This is a genomic window from Corallococcus sp. AB049A, assembly GCF_003668885.1.
Classification (GTDB): domain Bacteria; phylum Myxococcota; class Myxococcia; order Myxococcales; family Myxococcaceae; genus Corallococcus; species Corallococcus interemptor.
Genome location: NZ_RAWL01000023.1, coordinates 20,134 through 38,968, shown reverse-complemented (window position 1 = coordinate 38,968; position 18,835 = coordinate 20,134). Strand labels below are relative to the sequence as shown.

At 67.3% G+C, this 18,835-nt stretch carries 17 protein-coding genes, 2 pseudogenes and 1 riboswitch; of the genes and pseudogenes, 10 read left to right on the top strand and 9 right to left on the bottom strand.

The genetic code is table 11. The features are described from left to right. The 3 genes from D7X55_RS04600 to D7X55_RS04590 all read right to left on the bottom strand — a co-directional run. Positions 1-194, bottom strand: a 194-nt coding sequence (locus D7X55_RS04600) for an SDR family NAD(P)-dependent oxidoreductase (RefSeq protein ID WP_121722343.1), incomplete at its 3' end; no start/stop codon positions are given. 42 nt (positions 195-236) lie between these two features. Continuing rightward, complete coding sequence (locus D7X55_RS04595; RefSeq protein ID WP_199746861.1) at positions 237-815, bottom strand: imm11 family protein; 579 nt, start codon at positions 813-815, stop codon at positions 237-239. A gap of 1 nt (position 816) precedes the next feature. After that, positions 817-2,118 (bottom strand): AHH domain-containing protein, encoded by a 1,302-nt coding sequence (locus D7X55_RS04590; RefSeq protein WP_121722342.1) that lies wholly within the window; start codon positions 2,116-2,118, stop codon positions 817-819. Between the two features lie 160 nt (positions 2,119-2,278). Continuing rightward, positions 2,279-2,351: riboswitch (S-adenosyl-L-homocysteine riboswitch) on the top strand. A gap of 96 nt (positions 2,352-2,447) precedes the next feature. Between D7X55_RS04590 and ahcY the strand changes: the two genes are divergently transcribed. Then, a complete protein-coding gene (ahcY, locus tag D7X55_RS04585; protein ID WP_120549590.1) occupies positions 2,448-3,878 on the top strand; it encodes an adenosylhomocysteinase in 1,431 nt (476 codons plus the stop codon). Positions 3,879-3,946: 68 nt separating this feature from the next. On the opposite strand, the gene sthA is transcribed toward ahcY, so the two are convergent. Further along, a complete protein-coding gene (gene sthA, locus D7X55_RS04580) occupies positions 3,947-5,344 on the bottom strand; it encodes a Si-specific NAD(P)(+) transhydrogenase (RefSeq protein ID WP_120549589.1) in 1,398 nt (465 codons plus the stop codon). A 162-nt stretch (positions 5,345-5,506) separates the two neighbouring features. After that, positions 5,507-5,712 (bottom strand): annotated as a pseudogene (locus D7X55_RS47580) (ISL3 family transposase); the annotation flags it as partial. Positions 5,713-5,852: 140 nt separating this feature from the next. Here D7X55_RS47580 and D7X55_RS04575 point away from each other — a divergent pair. From D7X55_RS04575 to D7X55_RS04550, 5 genes are all read left to right on the top strand, one after another. Then, on the top strand, positions 5,853-6,275 hold the full coding sequence (locus tag D7X55_RS04575; RefSeq protein WP_120549588.1) for a cupin domain-containing protein: 423 nt from the start codon (positions 5,853-5,855) through the stop codon (positions 6,273-6,275). Between the two features lie 227 nt (positions 6,276-6,502). Beyond that, complete coding sequence (locus D7X55_RS04570) at positions 6,503-7,228, top strand: succinate dehydrogenase cytochrome b subunit (protein WP_120549587.1); 726 nt, start codon at positions 6,503-6,505, stop codon at positions 7,226-7,228. 2 nt (positions 7,229-7,230) lie between these two features. Next, the gene (locus tag D7X55_RS04565; RefSeq protein WP_121722341.1) at positions 7,231-9,144 is read left to right on the top strand and encodes a fumarate reductase/succinate dehydrogenase flavoprotein subunit; all 1,914 of its coding nucleotides are present in this window, start codon (positions 7,231-7,233) and stop codon (positions 9,142-9,144) included. Positions 9,145-9,377: 233 nt separating this feature from the next. Continuing rightward, positions 9,378-10,148: a succinate dehydrogenase/fumarate reductase iron-sulfur subunit gene (locus D7X55_RS04555; protein WP_120549585.1), complete on the top strand. Its 771-nt coding sequence runs from the start codon at positions 9,378-9,380 to the stop codon at positions 10,146-10,148. Further along, the gene (locus D7X55_RS04550; RefSeq protein WP_121722340.1) at positions 10,145-11,614 is read left to right on the top strand and encodes a molybdopterin-dependent oxidoreductase; all 1,470 of its coding nucleotides are present in this window, start codon (positions 10,145-10,147) and stop codon (positions 11,612-11,614) included. Before D7X55_RS04555 ends, D7X55_RS04550 begins: the two co-directional genes overlap by 4 nt. Before the next feature lie 151 nt (positions 11,615-11,765). Here the strand turns inward: D7X55_RS04550 and D7X55_RS04545 are convergent, their stop codons facing one another. Beyond that, positions 11,766-12,221 (bottom strand): cupin domain-containing protein, encoded by a 456-nt coding sequence (locus tag D7X55_RS04545; protein WP_120549583.1) that lies wholly within the window; start codon positions 12,219-12,221, stop codon positions 11,766-11,768. Between the two features lie 83 nt (positions 12,222-12,304). Here D7X55_RS04545 and D7X55_RS04540 point away from each other — a divergent pair, with 83 nt between their 5' ends. Together D7X55_RS04540 and D7X55_RS04535 are read left to right on the top strand one after the other, a co-directional pair. After that, positions 12,305-13,744, top strand: coding sequence for a PLP-dependent aminotransferase family protein (locus tag D7X55_RS04540; protein WP_120549582.1), 1,440 nt, complete (start codon positions 12,305-12,307; stop codon positions 13,742-13,744). Positions 13,745-13,909: 165 nt separating this feature from the next. Continuing rightward, on the top strand, positions 13,910-14,563 hold the full coding sequence (locus tag D7X55_RS04535; RefSeq protein WP_158626313.1) for a DUF4328 domain-containing protein: 654 nt from the start codon (positions 13,910-13,912) through the stop codon (positions 14,561-14,563). 3 nt (positions 14,564-14,566) lie between these two features. Here D7X55_RS04535 and D7X55_RS44505 read toward each other — a convergent pair whose 3' ends face one another. The 3 genes and pseudogenes from D7X55_RS44505 to D7X55_RS04525 form a co-directional block, all read right to left on the bottom strand. After that, on the bottom strand, positions 14,567-14,755 hold the full coding sequence (locus D7X55_RS44505; protein WP_233609580.1) for a hypothetical protein: 189 nt from the start codon (positions 14,753-14,755) through the stop codon (positions 14,567-14,569). 379 nt (positions 14,756-15,134) lie between these two features. Then, a pseudogene (locus D7X55_RS44500) lies at positions 15,135-15,380 on the bottom strand (NADP-dependent oxidoreductase); the annotation flags it as partial. Positions 15,381-15,391: 11 nt separating this feature from the next. Further along, on the bottom strand, positions 15,392-15,985 hold the full coding sequence (locus tag D7X55_RS04525; RefSeq protein ID WP_121722338.1) for a DUF2239 family protein: 594 nt from the start codon (positions 15,983-15,985) through the stop codon (positions 15,392-15,394). Between the two features lie 95 nt (positions 15,986-16,080). Here D7X55_RS04525 and D7X55_RS04520 point away from each other — a divergent pair, with 95 nt between their 5' ends. Both D7X55_RS04520 and D7X55_RS04515 read left to right on the top strand, forming a co-directional pair. After that, complete coding sequence (locus D7X55_RS04520) at positions 16,081-17,583, top strand: acetyl-CoA acetyltransferase (protein WP_121722337.1); 1,503 nt, start codon at positions 16,081-16,083, stop codon at positions 17,581-17,583. A gap of 164 nt (positions 17,584-17,747) precedes the next feature. Beyond that, positions 17,748-18,725 (top strand): hypothetical protein, encoded by a 978-nt coding sequence (locus D7X55_RS04515; protein WP_147442802.1) that lies wholly within the window; start codon positions 17,748-17,750, stop codon positions 18,723-18,725. The last annotated feature ends 110 nt before the right edge of the window (positions 18,726-18,835 follow it).

Below are 18,835 nucleotides of genomic sequence, written 5' to 3'. Positions count from 1 at the left end.
CCCGCCAGCGTCCCCAGGTCCCCCGGCACGGCCAGCGCCCGGCCGCCCCTCCGCTCCACGTCCGCCACCAGCGTCTGGAGCCGGCTCGCGTCACGAGCCACGAGCACCAGCCGCGTGTCTTGGGATGGGGCCAGCGCCAACGCCAGCGCATGGCCAATGCCGCGCGAGGCTCCCGTCAGGATGAGGTCCGTCATGGCCCGGAGCCTGCCAGGGTGGGGTCCGGGATTGCGAGTGGGTCAGTGCGCTCCTGTGACGCGCTCAAAGGACACCCCCAGGTTTCCGACCGCTTCGAGGGCGTTCTTGACGTCCTCCGAGACGATGAACGCAATCTTGAACTTCTTCAGCCGGAAGACACGGGCACCTTCGGTCTTGGAGGGATCGATTCGAAGTCCGTAGATCCAGTTGTACTCCCCTTCATATCCAGGGGCCGGATCGTCCTTGTCATAGTGATGCACCTCCCGGCACCGTGCCTCGTCGATGCAATCAATCACCTTGGTGGCATTGACGACGAAGTGCTGTTCGGGCACCCCCTCAATAGACACCGGGAAGAGCTGCACGTCGCCAGGTGCAAGAGTCTTGAAGACGTTCGCGATGGCTTCACTGGCGATAGGGGCTGCTTCAATCACAGAGAAATCAAATGTTCGCTGCCTGCCTGGATGCGCGATTCGTGCCGTGATGGCTCCCAGGTCGGGAAGAACGCGACCATCCGCGAACATCCAAGGCTCGTCGAATGGCTCACCGGAATCCCGTGTCGGAGTCTCAAGGAGCCACCTCGGCACACCTCCAAGCTCGACCGAGTAGAAGTGACGTTCCACCTCAACCCTCCACTTTCACAATGAGACTCCGTAACTCGGAACCTTGCGTCAGAAGCTCGTTGGCTATCCTCGCCAGTTCCTTCATCAAGCTGGCCCGGCATGACTCCGTCGTTCGGCAGTTCGCGACCGAACGTTCAAGGCGCCGGACGACCTTCTGGTGGTACAGCTCAGGGTGTGGACCTTCGTGCCCGTTGAGCCTCACCTTGTTGGCAGCGTCTTCGAGTGTCATCCCGGCCTTCTCGAATAGCTTCGCGCACTGAGGGGTCCAGGGACCGCCAGTAGCATCGGAGATGGGGTTCTTGTTCGTGCAGATGTGATGAACGGGCCCCGTCTCGTCACCGGGAAATCGTCCCTCTCCGTACATCGCAAGGGCCGCTGCAGCCCCTGGAGCCAGGGCCACATTCAGCACTCCCGCGGCAGGCAGCGCGATGGAGGTCACGCCGCCATTCAGTGCCGTCCCGAGCTGGAATCCCGCCTCGGCTTGTCCTCGGACCGCGGCCTGGGGGAAGCCCGGGAGCCTGGGCCCCTGGGCCGCCATCGCGTTCCTGCCGCCCAGGGCCGCTGTGATGAGCAACACGAGGACACGCGTCCCGTTCGTGCCGAGCACCTTCCCGAAGCGGTGGCCGATGTCCTGCAACTCGATGACGCTCGTCGCCGTCCCTGCGTCGTCCCATAGCCGCACGAAGCCCCGGCCCATCTCCCAGACCGGCACCACCCCCAGGTAGGCCACCAGCGCCGCGGTCAGTGCCACCGCGATGACCTTCGTGACGGGCTCGGGCAGCGTCATCGTGACGAGCACGGACAACGCGGCCGCGGTCACCATGCCCTTGAGGGCCACCGGGTTCAGCAGCTTGCCGATCTCGGCCTCGACGCTCCCCCAGACCGTGTCCAGCGCGAACGACAGCGCCATCAACGTCCGGTCCTTGCGCGAGAACGGCAGCCCGGTCCCGCCTGCAAGGGTCAAGCACTCGTCCCCATCAGGGCAGAGGCGCGCGTACAACGACTCGGGCGAACCTCCATCCCCTGGATCCGCAAGGCCCTTCGAGGACGCCAGCAGGGCCCGGGACCGCACCCACCCACGTTGGTCGGCCTCGTCCGCTTCACGAAAAGCAACATCCATGCGCATGTCCAGGAGGAGCTGCGTGAGGGCCGCCTTGAACGCGTCCTCGCTCACCTGGACCGGATCCACCTTCACGGAGTCGTGGACCACCTGCCTGCCGTTCCCCATGTCGAGATGGACGACGCGAGGGGTCGCACACCCTCCCATCAAAAGCAGTGACGCGATAAGCCAGGGTAATCGCATGAGTTCGCCTCGAGGGCCGCACCGATGTCCGACACGGCGATGGGATGCTCGCCCGCTCACCCGGCTGTCCGCCAGGGCACCTCCAGGTACGACTTCCGCCTGACCCCAGAGAGGCAAACACCCTTTGAAATTCCGGGCGCCTTCCCGTAGTTTCCCCCGCGACTTCGAGGAGCGTTGCGAGGCCCTCCCGGCCCCAGGCTCGAAGCCGAATGACCCAACGGCGCTCACCTGTACGCGTTTCTTGCGAGGGTGAGGCGGCCTTTTCTTCCAGGGCCGGCAAAGCCTCTTCCTTGCCAGCACGGCGCGCCACCTGGATCCGGAGCCACACCATGACCGCGGTTACCAAGCAGCAGAATCAGGACTACGCCATCGCCGACCTCAAGCTCGCCAGCTGGGGCCGCAAGGAGATCCGCATCGCCGAGAGCGAGATGCCCGCGCTCATGGCGATCCGCGAGGAATACGCGAAGCAGCAGCCCCTCAAGGGCGCCCGCGTCACGGGCTCGCTGCACATGACCATCCAGACCGCCGTGCTGGTGGAGACCCTCCAGGCGCTGGGCGCGCAGGTCCGCTGGGCGTCGTGCAACATCTTCTCCACGCAGGACCACGCGGCCGCCGCGCTGGTGGAGGCCGGCACCCCGGTGTTCGCCCACAAGGGCGAGTCCCTCAAGGAGTACTGGGACTTCACCCACCGCATCTTCGAGTTCGGCCCCGCCGGCAGCGACCACGAGGGTCCGAACATGATCCTCGACGACGGCGGTGACGCCACGCTGCTCATGCACCTGGGCAAGCGCGCGGAGAAGGACCAGTCCCTCCTCGCCAACCCCCAGAGCGAGGAGGAGCGCGAGCTGTACGCCTCCATCAAGGCCAAGCTCGCCGAGGACGCCACCTGGTACTCGCGCAAGAGCGCCAAGATTCTGGGCGTCACGGAAGAGACCACGACGGGCGTGCACCGCCTGCAGGAGATGTCCGCCAAGGGCACGCTCCTGTTCCGCGCCATCAACGTCAACGACAGCGTGACGAAGAGCAAGTTCGACAACCTCTACGGCTGCCGTGAGTCCCTGGTGGACGGCATCAAGCGCGCCACGGACGTGATGGTGGCCGGGAAGATCGCCGTCGTCGCGGGCTACGGCGACGTGGGCAAGGGCTCCGCGCAGGCCCTGCGCGCGCTGTCCGCCCAGGTGTGGGTGACCGAAATCGACCCCATCTGCGCGCTCCAGGCCGCGATGGAGGGCTACCGCGTCGTGACCATGGACTACGCCGCGGACAAGGCGGACATCTTCGTCACCGCCACGGGCAACAAGTCCGTCATCACCCATGAGCACATGGCCAAGATGAAGGACCAGGCCATCGTCTGCAACATCGGCCACTTCGACAACGAAATCGAGGTCGCCTCCCTGGAGCAGTACAAGTGGGAGGAGATCAAGCCCCAGGTCGACCACGTCATCTTCCCGGACAACAAGCGCATCATCCTGCTGGCCAAGGGCCGCCTGGTGAACCTGGGCTGCGGCACGGGCCACCCCAGCTACGTGATGTCCAGCTCCTTCGCGAACCAGACCATCGCGCAGATCGAGCTGTACTCGCACAGCGACAAGTACCAGGTGGGCAAGGTCTACGTGCTGCCCAAGCACCTGGATGAGAAGGTCGCCCGCCTCCAGCTGAAGAAGCTCAACGCCCAGCTCACGGAGCTCACCCCGGAGCAGGCGCAGTACATCGGCGTGCAGAAGAGCGGCCCGTACAAGCAGGACACCTACCGCTACTAAGCGCTGCCTGACGTGACACACCCGGGGCACCGTGGGCCTTCAATCAGCCCGCGGTGCCCTTCGTGTTTTCAGAACAGCCGGTTGAGGCCGTTGAGCGCCGCCACGCGGTACGCCTCCGCCATGGTGGGGTAGTTGAAGGTCGTGTTGATGAAGTAGTCGATGCCGTTGCCCGGCCAGTCCTGCGCCATGATGGCCTGGCCGATGTGGATGATCTCCGACGCGTTGTCCCCGAAGCAGTGGATGCCCAGAATCTCTCGCGTCTCCCGGTGGAACAGCAGCTTGAGCATGCCCACGGTGCGGCCGGTGATTTGCGCGCGCGCCAGGCTCTTGAAGAAGGCGTGGCCCACTTCGTAGGGGACGCCCGCCTGGGTGAGCTCGCGCTCGGTGCGGCCCAGGCTGCTGATTTCGGGGCTGGTGTAGATGCCGGTGGGGATGTCCTTCACCAGCTTGTGCTCCATGCGCCCCTCCACGATGTGCGTGGCGGCGAAGCGGCCCTGGTCATAGGACGCGCTCGCCAGGGACGGGGCGCCCACCACGTCGCCCACCGCGTAGATGTGCGGCACGGACGTCTGGTAGCCGTCGTTCACCTGGATGCACCCGCGTGAGTCCACCGCGATGCCCAGGGCCTCCAGCCCCAGGTCCTGGCTGTTGCCGGAGCGGCCGTTGGCCCAGAGGAAGACGTCCGCCTTCAGCCGCTTGCCGCTCTTCAGGTGCAGCACCACGCTGTCGTCGTGCGGCTCCACGGAGACCATCTCCTCCTGGTGGCGGATGAGCACGCCCTGTTCACGCAGGTGGTAGGAGAGGGCGTCGGAGATCTCGTCGTCCAGGAAGGACAGCAGCCGGTCGCGCGTGTTCACCAGGTCCACCTTCACGCCGAGCATCCGGAACATGGAGGCGTACTCGCAGCCGATGACGCCCGCGCCGTAGATGATCATCGACAGCGGGGACTCGCTCAGCTTGAGGATGGTGTCCGAGTCGAAGATGCGCGGGTGGCGGAAGTCCACGCCCGCGGGCCGGTAGGGCCGGGAGCCCGTGGCGACGACGAAGGCGTCCGCGGTGAGCAGCTCCACGGAGCCGCGCGGCTCCGTCACCTCCACCGTGTGCGCGTCCCGGAACTTCGCGCGGCCCACCACCAGCTCCACCCGGTTGCGCTCGTAGAAGGTGGTGCGCAGCTGCACCTGCTTGGAGACGACGTTGGTCGCCTTGCGCATCATGTCCTTGAACGTGGTGTGCCGGGCCAGCTCCGCCCGCAGCTCCGGGTGGTCCAGCTGCACGTCCAGGAGCCGCTGGATGGCGTGGCGCAGCGCCTTGGAGGGGATGGTGGCGGTGTGCGTGCAGGCCCCGCCCACCAGCGCACCCTGTTCCACGGTGCACACCTTGCGGCCGGACTTCACCGCCTTCATCGAGGCCCCTTCACCGCCGGGACCGGAGCCGAGGACCACCACGTCGAACCGCCGAGCGCTCATGGGCCCGGAGTGTTCCCCCAACCCCGGCCCCAGGGGAAGAAATCACCCTGGAGCCGGGCACTGCTTCACACATCAGGTTCGCGGGACGGCTTCAGTAGGACGCCTTCAGCGTCAGCCCGGAGTCGTCCGAGTAGCCCTTGATCATCACGTGGTGGACGCCCGCCGTGTCATCCAGCGTTCCACCCTCTGCCGCCCATTCAGTAGCAGGTGCCAGCGGTCCGCGATCTGCTGTGCCGCCGGAGCGCCCGATGTTGCCGCTCGTGCATCTTCCATCGGCCGGTCTCTGGCGATGACGGCAATGCCGGATGGCGACACAGTGCTGCTCCAGGTCGACGAGACGAGTGACTGGGGACCAGGCAGGCAGGACATCCTGCTCCCGTGCCTTCCATGCGCACCCTCAGGCCAGGGATTGAGGGTTGAGACTCAGACGAAGCGGAGGAGCATCGTTTGAGCCCGGTGAGACAGTGCTGATAGGCAATTGGAGTGATGATCGGCCAAGGAGCATTCAATGGGAAAGATTGAGGAGGGTTATTCCCTCGAGCAACACGTCGAAGGTCAATCACGTCACCTCGATGCTCCGGAGCTTGGCCTGGACCTGGCGCGGGAGATGGAGGAACTGCGACAGGGCGCGCCCTTCTGGACCAATGGCCACAGTGCCAAGACGCTCGTGAAGTACACGGACCTGCGCGTGGTCTTGATGGCGTTCAAGTCAGGAGCGCGCCTTGGCCAGCACGGCACTGTGGGCCAGATCTCCCTCCAGGTGTTGGCGGGACGGGTCCGGCTGGTGCTCGAGGGGCAGCAGTTCGAGTTGTCCAAGGGCGGGCTGTTTGCGCTCGGCTCATCGGTTCCCCATGACGTCGAGGCCATTGAAGAGAGCGCCGTACTGCTGACGATCGCCTGGCCCCAGGTAGGCGTCGCCAGCCACCCTTGACCCCATCCTCGGCAACGACCTGGCATCTGCGCCAGGTTGTTGTCACTGGGCCCTGGGGGCTGGGCCTCTGTCTCATGTCTGCAGGGAGCGCGTGGACGCAAGAGAGGTGCATCCCCGGTACGTTGCCGTATGCCTGACGCCGTACATAGACATGAGCGTCTGAGCACCTGCGCGGCCCACCTCCAGAAGGGCGAAGACCATGACCTCCTCCATGACTGGATGCATCCATGGCCGCGCTTGAAAACGCGCTCGCTGACGATGACGCGAGCGCCGCACCGCTCGACTCAGCCCGTGCGGCACCACACCGCGGGCACTGGGGCACGACAGTCGGGATGAAGATACTGATGGCGGCGACCGGCGTCGTCCTGGTCGTCTTCCTCGTCTTCCACCTGGCCGGCAACCTGCTCGTGTACCAGGGGGCGGGGGCGCTCAATGCCTACTCCGCGCTGCTTCGCCGCGAGCCGCTATTGCTGTGGCTCGCGCGAGCCGTCCTCCTCTTCGCGGTGTGTGTGCACATCGCCGCCGCCGCCCGACTGGGGTGGCGTGATTTTCAGGCTCGCCCGGTTCGCTATCGGCAGCTGGTTCCGCAGTCCGCCACGCTCGCGTCGCGGACGATGCGATGGAGTGGGCTTGGAATCGCCACGTTCGTCGTCTTCCATCTTTTACATCTCACCACCGGGACCATCCGGCCCGCACCATTCGAGGAGGTCGATGTATACCGCAACGTCGTCGGCGGGTTCCGCGTCGGCTGGGTGGCGATCGTTTACCTCGTCGCCATGGCGCTCATCGGGATGCACGTCTGGCATGGAGCATGGGCGTCACTCAGGAGCCTTGGGGTCTCCCGCCCCTCACTCCACCCGAAGCGCCGTCCCGTCGCATGGGTCCTTGCACTCCTGCTCTGGGCCGGCTTCACGAGCATTCCGATCGCGGTCCTGCTCGGGGTGGTGCGCTAGCCATGGAGCTCGACGCGAGGATTCCATCCGGTCGACTCGAGGAGAAATGGGACCTGCGCCTGCGGGAAGGGCAGCTCGTCGGCCCTAACAACCGCCGGAAGTACACCCTCCTGGTGGTCGGCTCGGGACTGGCCGGCGCCGCGGCCGCGGCGACGCTCGGCGAGCTCGGCTACCGCGTGCACTGTTTCTGCTTCCAGGACTCGCCGCGCCGGGCGCACAGCATCGCCGCCCAGGGCGGCATCAACGCCGCGAAGAACTACCGCAACGACGGTGACAGCGTCTGGCGCCTCTTCCACGACACCCTCAAGGGGGGCGATTTCCGTTCGCGCGAGGCCAACGTCTATCGGCTGGCCCAGCTCAGCAACCAGCTCATCGACCAATGCGTCGCGCAAGGGGTGCCGTTCGCGCGCGAGTACGGGGGGACTCTGGCGACCCGCTCGTTTGGCGGCGCGCTCGTCTCCCGAACCTTCTACGCGCGCGGCCAGACGGGCCAGCAGCTTCTGCTCGGCGCGTACCAGGCCCTGGAGCGGCAAGTCCAGGCCGGGCAGGTGTGCATGCACCCTCGCACTGAGATGCTCGATGTCGTCGTCGAGGACGGCCGAGCGCGGGGCATCGTCGTGCGCAGCCTCGTCACGGGCGGGATTCGCTCGCTGGCTGGCGACGCGGTGCTCCTGGCTACCGGGGGGTACGGCAACATCTACTATCTGTCCACCAACGCGCGCGGCGCCAACGCGACCGCCATCTGGCGCGCTCATCGCCGCGGTGCCGCGTTCGCCAATCCCTGCTTCACCCAAATCCACCCGACGTGCATCCCGGCCAGCGGCGCGCATCAATCGAAGCTCACCCTGATGAGCGAGTCCCTCCGCAACGACGGTCGCGTATGGGTGCCGGGTAGGGCGGGCGACGTCAGAGCGCCGCGCGACGTCCCCGAGGACGACAGGGACTACTACCTCGAACGTCGCTACCCCACCTACGGGAACCTCGCACCGCGAGACATCGCGTCGCGCGCAGCGAAAGAGGTCTGCGACCAGGGCCGGGGCGTCGGACCGGGTCGAAGGGGCGTCTACCTCGACTTCTCCGAGGCCATCCGGCGGCTCGGAGAGCACGTCATCCGCGAGCGCTACGGCAACCTCTTCGAGATGTACGAGCAGATTACCGGAGAGAATCCCTACCGGGTGCCCATGCGCATCTATCCGGCAGTCCATTACGCGATGGGTGGCCTCTGGGTGGACTATGACCTTCAAAGCACCCTTCCCGGGCTCTACGTCCTTGGCGAGGCCAATTTCTCCGACCATGGGGCGAACCGGTTGGGCGCGAGCGCTCTCATGCAGGGATTGGCCGATGGCTACTTCATCGCGCCGAACACGATATGTGACGAGCTCGCGCGGCAGGGACCCCGTTCGAACAAAGTGGATGGACCGGCGTTCCGGGACGCCGAGCGCGAAGTGAAGTCCAAGCTCGAACGGCTGCTCGGTTGCCGGGGAGCACGAACCGTCGATGACCACTTTCGCGAGCTCGGGGCGCTTCTGTGGGAACACTGCGGCATGGCGCGCAATGAGCGCGGGCTCACGCGTGCGCTCGAGCGGATCCCGGAGCTGCGTAGCGCCTTTTGGCAGGATCTCCGGCTGCCGGACACCGGGGAGGAACTGAACCAGTCCCTCGAACGGGCAGGGCGCCTCGCGGACTACTACGAGCTCGCCGACCTCATGTGCCGGGACGCGCTTGAGCGGCGCGAATCATGTGGCGCGCACTTTCGCGAGGAGCATCAGACGCTCGACGGCGAAGCGAAACGCGACGACGAGAATTTTGCCCACGTGTCGGTCTGGGCGCACCGCGGAGACAGGGCCCCGCCGGCACTTCATAAAGAGCCACTCGCGTTCGAGGCGGTGGCCGCCGAGACGAGGAGCTACAAGTAGCCAAAGGGAGCCGTCATGCCATTACGCAAAGCATCCGCACGCTGGGTGGGAAGCCTCAAGGGAGCTTGCTCGTTCGCCTCGCGCTTCGAAGAAGGGCCGGGCACCAATCCAGAAGGGCCATGGGGCGCGGCACAAGCGGACCGCATCGCGATGGCCTTATCGCCAATCTTGGGTCAGGCGGGCTTCAAGAACACCAGGAACCACCTCGTCTGCGAAGCCAGGCTCGTGGCCAGATGAACCTGGTCCTGCACATCTGGCGGCAGAAGGCTCCTCAAACGGAAGGTGGGTTCACCCGTTACGAGGTCCGGGGCATTACCTCGGAGATGTCCTTCCTCGAGATGCTCGACGTTCTAAACGAGCGGCTCACATCCGAGGGCAACTCACCCATCGCGTTCGAGAGCGACTGCCGGGAGGGCATCTGCGGCACGTGCGGCTTCATGATTGATGGCATCGCCCACGGCCCCGTTGCGGGCACGGCTGTCTGCCAGCTCCACATGCGCCACTTCACGGATGGGATGGAGCTTACGCTGGAGCCCTGGCGTGCACGTGCATTCCCCGTCCTGAAGGATCTCGTCGTCGACCGGAGCGCCCTGGATCGCATCATCGCGGCCGGCGGCTTCGTCACCGCGCCGACCGGGGCAGCGACAGAGGCAAACGTAACCCGGGTGCCAAAACAGAGCATCGAGGCCGCAATGGATGCCGCGGCCTGCATCGGGTGCGGGGCGTGTGTGGCGGCCTGCCCCAACGCCTCGGCCGCGCTGTTTACGGGAGCGAAGATTTCCCATCTGGGGCTCCTGCCTCAAGGCCAGCCCGAGCGCGAGCGTCGCGCCATTGGCATGGTCAAGCAGATGGACGCGGAGTCGTTTGGCAACTGCTCGTGGCATGGCGAGTGTCAGGATGCCTGCCCCAAGCGGATCAGCATTGATGTCATCGCTCGTATGAACCGGGACTCTCTTCGCGCGGCTATCGCGCGGCCGTCGGACGGCGGGGATGGCAGTTCATGAATCCGTTCGCCCAAGCGTTCGGCTTCCTCCATTGGATCGGCATCAGCCACTACCTGAATCTGCTGCTCGTCGGGTTCATGGTGCGGAGCGGCCTGGAGATCCTGAGCGCGCATCCGAAGCTCTACTGGCGCGATGACTGCAACCCCGGGAGCGAATGGTTGCGGCTCAGCCGGAAGAAGATGCCGGCGGACAGGCTGTGGACGGGCGCCGACGAGGAAACAGCCTTCTCGTCCTTCATCGCGTTGCCCGGCCGGCGCAACCTCGGCATGGGCCGCCACTGGCACTTCTTCTGCGCGATCTTCTGGATCCTGAATGGTCTCGTTTATGTCGGCCTCCTGTTCGGCACCGGCCAGTGGCGACGGCTCGTGCCCACGTCGTGGGGCCTCTTCCCGGAGGCGGCCCGCGACGTGTGGACCTATCTGCACTTCCACGCGCCCCCGGCCGGTCATCCCTACAACGCGATCCAGCAGCTGACCTACGCCAGCGTCGTGTTCGTGCTGGCGCCCCTATTGATGCTCACCGGGGCGGCGATGTCACCGGCGGTCGCGGCGCGCTTCCCCTGGTACGTGCGGCTATTCGGCGGCCGACAACCCGCGCGTAGCATCCATTTCCTCTCGCTGGTCGCGATGGTCGCCTTCACGTTCGTCCATGTCCTGCTCGTCGCTGTCGAAGATTTCCCGCGCAACATGGCGTGGATCATCCACGGGGACTATTCAAGCGAGCGGGTTGCGGTGTGGATCGGCGTCGCCGGCCTCGGCGTCGTGTTGGTGTTGCACGTCTGGGCCACGCTCTTCAGCTTGAAGCACCGCCGCTCGGTGCAGCGCTGGCTCGGCTGGGTCATCGAGCCGATGCGCCGCGCTCTGCTCCATCACGTCACCTCTCGCCAGCGCTACACCGAGGATGACATTTCGCCGTTCTTCCGGGTCAACGGTTACCCGCCGGCCTCCGCAGAGTACCAGCGCCTGGCTGAGCGTGGATTCATCGAGTGGCGCCTCTCGGTGGGCGGTCTCGTCGAGGCTCCGCTCGAGCTTTCGCTGGCCGACCTGCGCGCGCTTCCTAAACAGACTCAGATCACCAAGCACCACTGCATTCAGGGCTGGTCCGCCGTCGGCGAGTGGGCGGGCGTCGCGGTCGCCGAAATGCTCGACCGCTGCCGGCCCCTCCCGAGCGCGCGCTACCTCGTGCTGCGCGGCTTCGACGAACTCGACGGTCGAGGTTACTACGAGACCATCGACCTCGAGCTGGCTCGTCATCCGCAGACCCTCCTCGCCTACGAGATGAATGGAGCGCCGTTGCCGATCCCGCACGGAGCGCCGTGCCGATTGCGTGTCGAGACGCAGCTTGGATTCAAGATGGTCAAGTACCTGCGCTCAATCGAGCTCGTAGAGGACTATCACCAGCTCGGCGACGGACAGGGCGGGTTTCGCGAGGACACCCAGTTCTACGGGCAGGAGGCGGGCATCTGATGAAGCGGCTTGGGGGTACCTCCTGGGATACGCGCGTGCCTCTTCGACCTTGATGGCGTGCTCACCGAGTCGGCGACGCTCTCTGTGGGATATATGCCATTGATGCGGACCTGCCCGGCGCGCTCGGCGGGTGGAAATTCCTCTCTTCGGGTCACTCGCAGGTGGCGCGGAACTCCGCGCCATGCTCCTGGCACCAGCGGCGGTACGTCTCCAGCCGCTCCGCGGGGCTCACGCTCCGGAGCACCTGGCCGTCCTCGCCCAGGTATTCGATGCCGCCCTTCACGGTGATGTGCAGGACCAGGGGTTCGTCGCCCACGACCTGCCAGCTGTCGACGTTGCCGGGCGGTTCATAGACATACGTGCCCGGGCCAATCACCTCGCCGGTGTCGAGCAGCTTGCGGCTGCCGGAGAGGTTGAAGGCGTGTGACTCGCCGAGGTGGCGGTGCCGGGGGATGAGGGTGCCGGGCTCCAGGCGGAAGAGGTACATCCAGCCGCTGCCGTCGCGGAAGAAGCGCAGCGGCTTGAACGCGAGCCCGGGCCGGCCCATGGGGATCCACGGCAGGCGCTCGGAGTCGATGGGGTGGGAGGCGTAGAGGGCGTGGGTCATGGCGGCAGGATGCGTCGCCGCTGGCCCGGTGACAGGGCCAGGATTGGCGAATTCCATTGGGCCAATCCGTGGGAGGATGCGGCATGGACTTCCATGTGGAACTCCGGGGGCGCCGCGACCTGGCCGGGCAGATCTACCGGGGCCTGCGCGCGGCCATCCTGGACGGACGCCTGCGGCATGGCGAGCGGCTGCCGCCCACGCGCGAGCTGGCCCTGCGCCTGGACGTGGCTCGCAACACCGTGGGCGTGGCGTATGAATGGCTCACCGCGGAGGGGCTCATCGCGGGGCGCACGCGCGCGGGGAGCTTCGTCCAGGGGGAGGCGTCCCGGCCGCGTGGCAGGGCAGGGCGGGAGGTTCAGGTGCCGCTGCGCGCGCGGGCCTTCTGGCGGTCGCTGCCGGACCTGCCCGTGCCGCTGGCTCCCGCCGCGTATGACTTTGGCGTGGGCAGTCCGGATGTCTCGGGCTTCCCCTTTGAATCCTGGCGCCGGCTGGTGGCGCGTCAGCTGCGGGCCGCCACGGTGTCCGGCGGCTACGTGAACGCGGCAGGGCACCTGGGGCTGCGGGAGGCGGTGGCTCGGCACGTGGGCGTCGCGCGGGGCGTGCGCGCGGAGGCGGACGACGTGCTCATCACCAATGGCGCGCAGCAGGCGCTGGACCTCGTGGGCCGGGTGCTCATCGAGCCGGGGGACTGCGTCGCCATGGAGGAGCCGGGCTATCCGCCCGCGCGGCAGGTGTTCCAGTCGCTGGGCGCGCGCGTGGTGCCCGTGCCCGTGGACCCAGAAGGGCTGGACGTGGCGGCGCTGCCGGACGCCGCGCGGCTCGTCTACGTCACGCCGTCCCATCAGTTTCCGCTGGGCATGCCCATGTCGCCCGCGCGCAGGGTGGCGCTGCTGGAGTGGGCGAAGCGGCGGGACGCGGTGGTGATTGAAGACGACTACGACAGCGAGTTCCGCTTTGGCGGCCGGCCGCTGGAGACGTTGCATGGGATGGACCGCTCCGGGCGGGTGCTCTACGTGGGGTCGTTCTCGAAGGTGATGGTCCCCATGCTGCGGTTGGGATTCCTGGTCGCGCCGCCGTCGCTCCAGCGGGAGCTGCGGTGGGCCCGGCGCGTGATGGACTGGCACAGCCCGGTGCCGGAGCAGGCCGCGCTCGCGAGGTTCATCGACAGCGGGCTGCTGGCGCGGCACATCCGCAAGATGCGGCGCGAGTACGAGGCGCGGCACGAGCGCGTGGCGGAAGGGCTCGCGCGCCACTGTGGCGACTGGCTCCAGGCGGTGCCCTCCGTGGCGGGGCTGCACCTGTGCGCGACGTTCCGGCGGGGAGGCCTGGCGCTGGAGCGGGAGACGGTGGCGCGGGCCCGCACTGTGGGCGTGGGACTCATCACCCTGTCGCGCTACTTCGCGGGGCCGCGCGCCCGGCCGGGGCTGGTGCTGGGGTATGGCGGCATTCCCGCCGCGCGCATTCCAGAAGGGCTCCGGCGGCTGGGCGCCAGCCTTGCCCATGTAGGATTGACGAAGGATTGAGGACCGGGCCTGATTCCTCTCATGGTCGATGCAGTCGAGGGGGACGTCGCGTCACGGCCCGTGTGCCCGCAGCATCCCGAACGGGAAGCGGTGCTCACCTGCGCGCGGTGTGGAAGATACGCGTGCTCAGGGTGCGTGGCGGGCGAAGGCCGATGCCGCGAGTGCTTGCGGCTCTCCGCGCTGGAGGTGCCGGACTCGCGCGCGCGGGCGCGCCGGGCCACGGTGCTGCAATACGCCCAGGTCGGAACGTCCCTGGTGGGCGTGCTCTTCGGCCTCCTGGTACGCCCTGAAATCGAGGGCCAGGCGAGGCTCCAGTACGTGGCCGAGAACAGCTTCCTGTTCCTGGTCTTCGTGGTCACGCTGGCCGAGAAGATCAGCTTCCTGATGTGGGTCCACCGTGTGGTCCGTCAGCTCGAGGGCCTGGGGATGGATATTGGGAGGAGCCCTGCGGGTGCGGTCTGGATGTGGCTGATCCCCTTCATCAGCTGGTGGAAGCCGTACGGCGTGATGCGGGACATCGCGGAGCGACTGGGGGGAATGCGCTTCGTCGCGTCGCTTCCCCTGCAGTGGTGGTGGACATCGCACATCCTGGCGCTGGTCCTGGATCGGGTCGAAACGGGTCTGTCATCCCGCCCGATTGCAGCGGTCGACAGCACCGCGGGCACGGTGGCGGGAGTCCTGGCCTCGGTCAGTGCCGCGGCCATGTCGCTCCTCTGCGTGCAGATCATCAAGGACCTCCAGGCGCGGCTCGACCGGCGCCGTGAGGGGCTGGACGAGGAGGAGGCTCCGGCCGCCGGGGATGTGGCCGAAGCGGCGTGATGCTCAGACGCGGACCAGCTGCTTGCCCAGGTTGCGGCCCACGAACAATCCGCGCAGCGCGGAGGGCGCCTGCTCCAGTCCTTCCGCGATGGTCTCCGCCAGGACGAACTTGGCCCTGGCGGACCAGGTGGACAGCTCGCGGAAGGCCTCTGGGAAGCGCGCGACGTGGTCCAGGAAGATGAAGCCCTCCACCCTGGGGCGCCAATGCCTGGAGCCGCGCCCGGACGTCCTCGGACTTGTAGTCGATGCAGGCGTCGAAGCGGGCGACGCGGGTGACCCAGTCCGCCTTGTGCGCACCGCCCGCGATGCCGATGACACGGCAGCCCCGCAGCCGTGCAATCTGTCCGGCGATGGAGCCCACGCTGCCCGCGGCGCCGGAGACCAGCACCGTCTCACCTGGAGCGGCGCGGCCGATGTCCGTCATGCCAATCCACGCGGTCAGCCCGCTGGCGCCGTACAGGTTCAGCATGGCCCGGGGGTCGATGCCGTCCGGCACCTTGTTGAAGCCAAAGAGGCCCGCGTCACCGGCCAGCGCGTACTCCTGCCAGCCCGTCAGCCCCGTCACCCAATCGCCCACGGCGAGCCGTTCCGAGCGGGACGCGATGACCTGCCCGACGCCGGCCCCACGCATGACCTCGCCAGGCTCGACGGGCCGGATGTAGGTCGCGTGGGGATTGAGCCACGTGCGCTGGGTGGGTTCGATGGCGAGCCAGGCGACCCGCACGAGCGCTTCGCCGGGACCCGGGGTGGGGATGGGTGTCCGGCGCCATTCGAAGCAGGCGTCGGAGACCGCGTCCTGGGGACGCGACTTGAGCACCCACTGGTGGTTCAAGGCGTCTCCTTGGAGAAGGCAGGGGCCGCGAGCCTCCGGGCGCAGTCGCGGATGTCGTCCGGCCAGCTCCGGGTCCACTTGTTGAAGCGGGCGCGGTCCCCCGCGTAGAGCGCGCGAGCGGCCTCCTCGTAGCCTGGAACGTTGCCCGCCATCGTGGTCATGAAGCGGTCCGCGGCGGCCTGGGCGCGGCGGACGCGGTCGGCGTCGCCGCTGTTCGCGCGAGCGGCTTCCACCAGCTTGCGCAAGGCCACGGACGCGCCGCCGGGCTGCTCGGCCAGCCACTCCCAGTGGCGGGGCAGCAGCGTCACCTCGCGGGCCACCACGCCCAGCTTCGGACGGCCGGGGCCTCGGGGCTCGGAGGACTCGGCGGCTGGGTCCGGCGCGGGCTTGAGGCGGGCGAGTACGTCCTCCAGCGTGCCGCGCAGGTGGAAGTCCACCGTCAGGCCCGTGGCGTCGTCGAACAGGAGCAGTGATTCGGACTCGCCCGCGTCGAGTGAGGCCTTGGCGGAGGTGACGACCTCGGCGGGGGAACCGGAGGCAAGCAGGCGCTGTCCGGCGAAGGCGGTCCAGGTGGCGGTGGGTGACGGCATGGAGGGAATATCATCCGGATAGAAACGGCCGTCAATTATACCCGGATGATATCCGCGCGTTGACCGGGATGGCGGGCCGTGGGAGCAGGTGGGGCATGAAGGACGCGAACAGGATTCCCGTCATCGTGGGCGTGGGGCAGGTGAACGACCGGCCGGAGGATCCGCTGCGGGGCCTGGACTCCCTGGGCTTGATGGAGGCCGCGCTGCGAGCGGCGGACGCGGACGCGGGCGGTGGGTGGCTCGCCCGGCTGGGTTCGCTGGCGGTGGTGGATCAGCTCTCGTTCCGGCAGCTGGGGCCGTTGCCGCTCGCGCTGGCGGAGCGCCTGGGGGCCCGGCCGCGCTTCCAGGAACAGACGGCGGAGGCGAGTGGCGACAGCCCGGTGCGCCTGCTCCACGAGGCCGCCAACCGCGTTGCCTCCGGGGCGGTGGAGGTCGCGGCGGTCGTGGGCGGTGAGGCGCTGCGCACGGCATCCCGGCGTGCGGCGCTGGCGGCCGGGGACGCGCCTTCCGCGCACAACGCCGCGACCACCATCGGTGTCCAGGCGCACGCGGACTACCGGAAGCGCTACGGCCTCAACTCCCCGGTGGACGTCTATCCGCTGTATGAGAACGCAGGCCGGGCCGCGTATGGACAGACACTGGCGGAGGCGCAGCGGGAGAGCGGCGAAATCTGGTCGAGGTTCTCCCAGGTCGCGGCGGGCAACCCAGGCGCGTGGATCCGCGAGCCCTTGACCGTGGATGAGATTGTCACGCCCTCGCCGTCCAACCGGCCCATCGCGTTTCCGTACTGCAAGCGGATGGTGGCGAACAGCGCCGTGAATCAAGGCGCCGGGTTCCTGGTCACCAGCCTGGCGAATGCGCTGGCGCGGGGCATCCCGGAGGACCGCCTCGTGTACGTGGGGCAGGGGGCGGCCGCGCACGAGCCGGAGGACTTCCTCGCACGCGATGGTTACGCGAGTTCTCCGAGCATGGCGGTGTCGCTGCGCCGGGCGCTGGTGCTGAATGGGCTGACTGTCGACATGCTCGACTTCGTGGAGCTCTACAGCTGCTTCCCCTGTGTGCCGAAGATGGCGCGCCGGGTGCTGGGCTGGCCGCTGGAGAAGCCCGCGACGGTGTTCGGGGGCCTCACGTTCGGCGGCGGTCCCATCGCCAACTACATGAGCCACGTGGTGGTCAGCATGGTGCAGCGGCTGCGCGAGGAGGGACGCCATGGCCTGCTCTTCGGCAATGGCGGCTTCGCGACGTACAACCACAGCCTCGTGCTTACGCGTGAGCCGCCGGCCGCCGGAACCCTGCCCCAGTCCTTCGAGCATCAGGCGGAAGCAGACGCCGCGCGCGGCCCCGTCCCACCGTTCGTGGAGGACTTCACCGGCCCCGGCCGCATCGAGACATACACAGTGCTGTACGAACGCGACGGCAGCCCGAGGTTCGGCGTCATCGTCGGATGCGCGGCATCCGGTGAGCGCTTCCTCGCGAAGGTCCCGGCGCGGGACACCGAGGGCATCCACTTCCTGTGTGACGGCAAGGAGGAGCCTGTCGGCACGGAAGGTCACGCCGTCGCGGGGCCCGGCGGGGATATCCTCTGGCACCGGGCCTAGCCTGTCTTTTCAAGTCATCTCCGCAGGGAGGCATTGAGCTGTGCCGGCCATTGTACGGCAGTCCAATCTGGTGCCATTCATGGTTGTCAATCAGAACATTTAGCTTCGATTTGAAACTAATCTGTGTATTCTGGGTGCTCCTGTTCCTCCTGGGGGGCTCTGAAATGAAGCAGATGCATCGCTGTCTTGTGTTTTCACTGGCTGTCGCTGGTGTCCTGGCATCCACCGCGTGCGGTGTCACAGACGAGGTTGCCGGGGAGAAGGCGCCGGTCGACCTGGAACAGATGAAGCAGAGGCTTTACGTCGATCTCGGCTCCAACATGGGAGAGCCGGTGACGTCTGGCAGCGTGTACAACGCGGCCAACGAGTTCACCGCTCCCGCGTCCTGCGCGGATGGCCTTGGAGGCCCGGACCTGTCCTTCAAATGGACCGCTCCGATGGCCGGCAGCTACACCTTCAATACCCTGGGCTCCGCGCTCGACAGCGTCCTGCACATCTACACCTTCAACGCGACCAGCGCGACGGAGTTGCTGGGGTGCAATGACGAGGCGCCCGGCACCGTCCTCAACTCTTCGGTCACCCTGAGCCTCGCCGCGGGTGCCCAGCTCCGGATCATCGTCGACAGCTATGAGCCACCGACCTCGCGGAGTGGCGCGTTCAAGCTGAACATCATCCCCAACTTCGAGCCCTGCCCTGGGACGGGCAACGATTGCCGTGAATCGCCGGGCACCTGGACCCAGGGTGGCTGTGTCTACGCGCCCAAGGCGGCTGGCACCTCATGCAACGACGGGAATGCCTGCACGCTGGGTGACGTGTGCAACGGCGCGGGGGCTTGCGGCGGCCAGACGCTGACCTGCGCGAACACAGCCAATGCGACCGCCTCGAGCTGCTCGGCGGGCGCCTGCACCATCAACACCTGCGCCGCGGGTTGGGCCGATTGCGACGGGGTCTACAGCAACGGCTGCGAGGCGTACCTCGATTCAAACAACAACTGCGGGGCCTGTGGCAGGCAGTGCAGCTGGCCCAACAGCTGTAATGGGGGGACTTGCGCGCCGTCGTGTGATGTCTGCGAAAATGGCCTCGAGTGCTGCTCGCCCAAGCGGTGCGGTTACGCGCCCAACGGCGCCAGCATCTGCAAGTAGCTGTTCACGAAGCAACCCGTTCCGCTCCATCGCGACAATGGAGCCTGCCCGCCCCTGTCTCGCCATCCGGTTCGTGATGGCGAGACAGGAAAATGCGATCTGGAACGGAG

What these genes read in the sequence shown, in the direction of transcription:
- D7X55_RS04575 (WP_120549588.1), top strand. Translation starts at nt 5,853, where the DNA reads ATGGGAAAGATTGAGGAGGGTTATTCCCTCGAGCAACACGTCGAAGGT.
- D7X55_RS04540 (WP_120549582.1), top strand. Translation starts at nt 12,305, where the DNA reads ATGGACTTCCATGTGGAACTCCGGGGGCGCCGCGACCTGGCCGGGCAG.
- D7X55_RS04525 (WP_121722338.1), bottom strand. Translation starts at nt 15,985, where the DNA reads ATGCCGTCACCCACCGCCACCTGGACCGCCTTCGCCGGACAGCGCCTG.
- D7X55_RS04570 (WP_120549587.1), top strand. Translation starts at nt 6,503, where the DNA reads ATGGCCGCGCTTGAAAACGCGCTCGCTGACGATGACGCGAGCGCCGCA.
- D7X55_RS04565 (WP_121722341.1), top strand. Translation starts at nt 7,231, where the DNA reads ATGGAGCTCGACGCGAGGATTCCATCCGGTCGACTCGAGGAGAAATGG.
- sthA (WP_120549589.1), bottom strand. Translation starts at nt 5,344, where the DNA reads ATGAGCGCTCGGCGGTTCGACGTGGTGGTCCTCGGCTCCGGTCCCGGC.
- D7X55_RS04515 (WP_147442802.1), top strand. Translation starts at nt 17,748, where the DNA reads ATGAAGCAGATGCATCGCTGTCTTGTGTTTTCACTGGCTGTCGCTGGT.
- D7X55_RS04545 (WP_120549583.1), bottom strand. Translation starts at nt 12,221, where the DNA reads ATGACCCACGCCCTCTACGCCTCCCACCCCATCGACTCCGAGCGCCTG.
- D7X55_RS04590 (WP_121722342.1), bottom strand. Translation starts at nt 2,118, where the DNA reads ATGCGATTACCCTGGCTTATCGCGTCACTGCTTTTGATGGGAGGGTGT.
- ahcY (WP_120549590.1), top strand. Translation starts at nt 2,448, where the DNA reads ATGACCGCGGTTACCAAGCAGCAGAATCAGGACTACGCCATCGCCGAC.
- D7X55_RS04555 (WP_120549585.1), top strand. Translation starts at nt 9,378, where the DNA reads ATGAACCTGGTCCTGCACATCTGGCGGCAGAAGGCTCCTCAAACGGAA.
- D7X55_RS04520 (WP_121722337.1), top strand. Translation starts at nt 16,081, where the DNA reads ATGAAGGACGCGAACAGGATTCCCGTCATCGTGGGCGTGGGGCAGGTG.
- D7X55_RS04550 (WP_121722340.1), top strand. Translation starts at nt 10,145, where the DNA reads ATGAATCCGTTCGCCCAAGCGTTCGGCTTCCTCCATTGGATCGGCATC.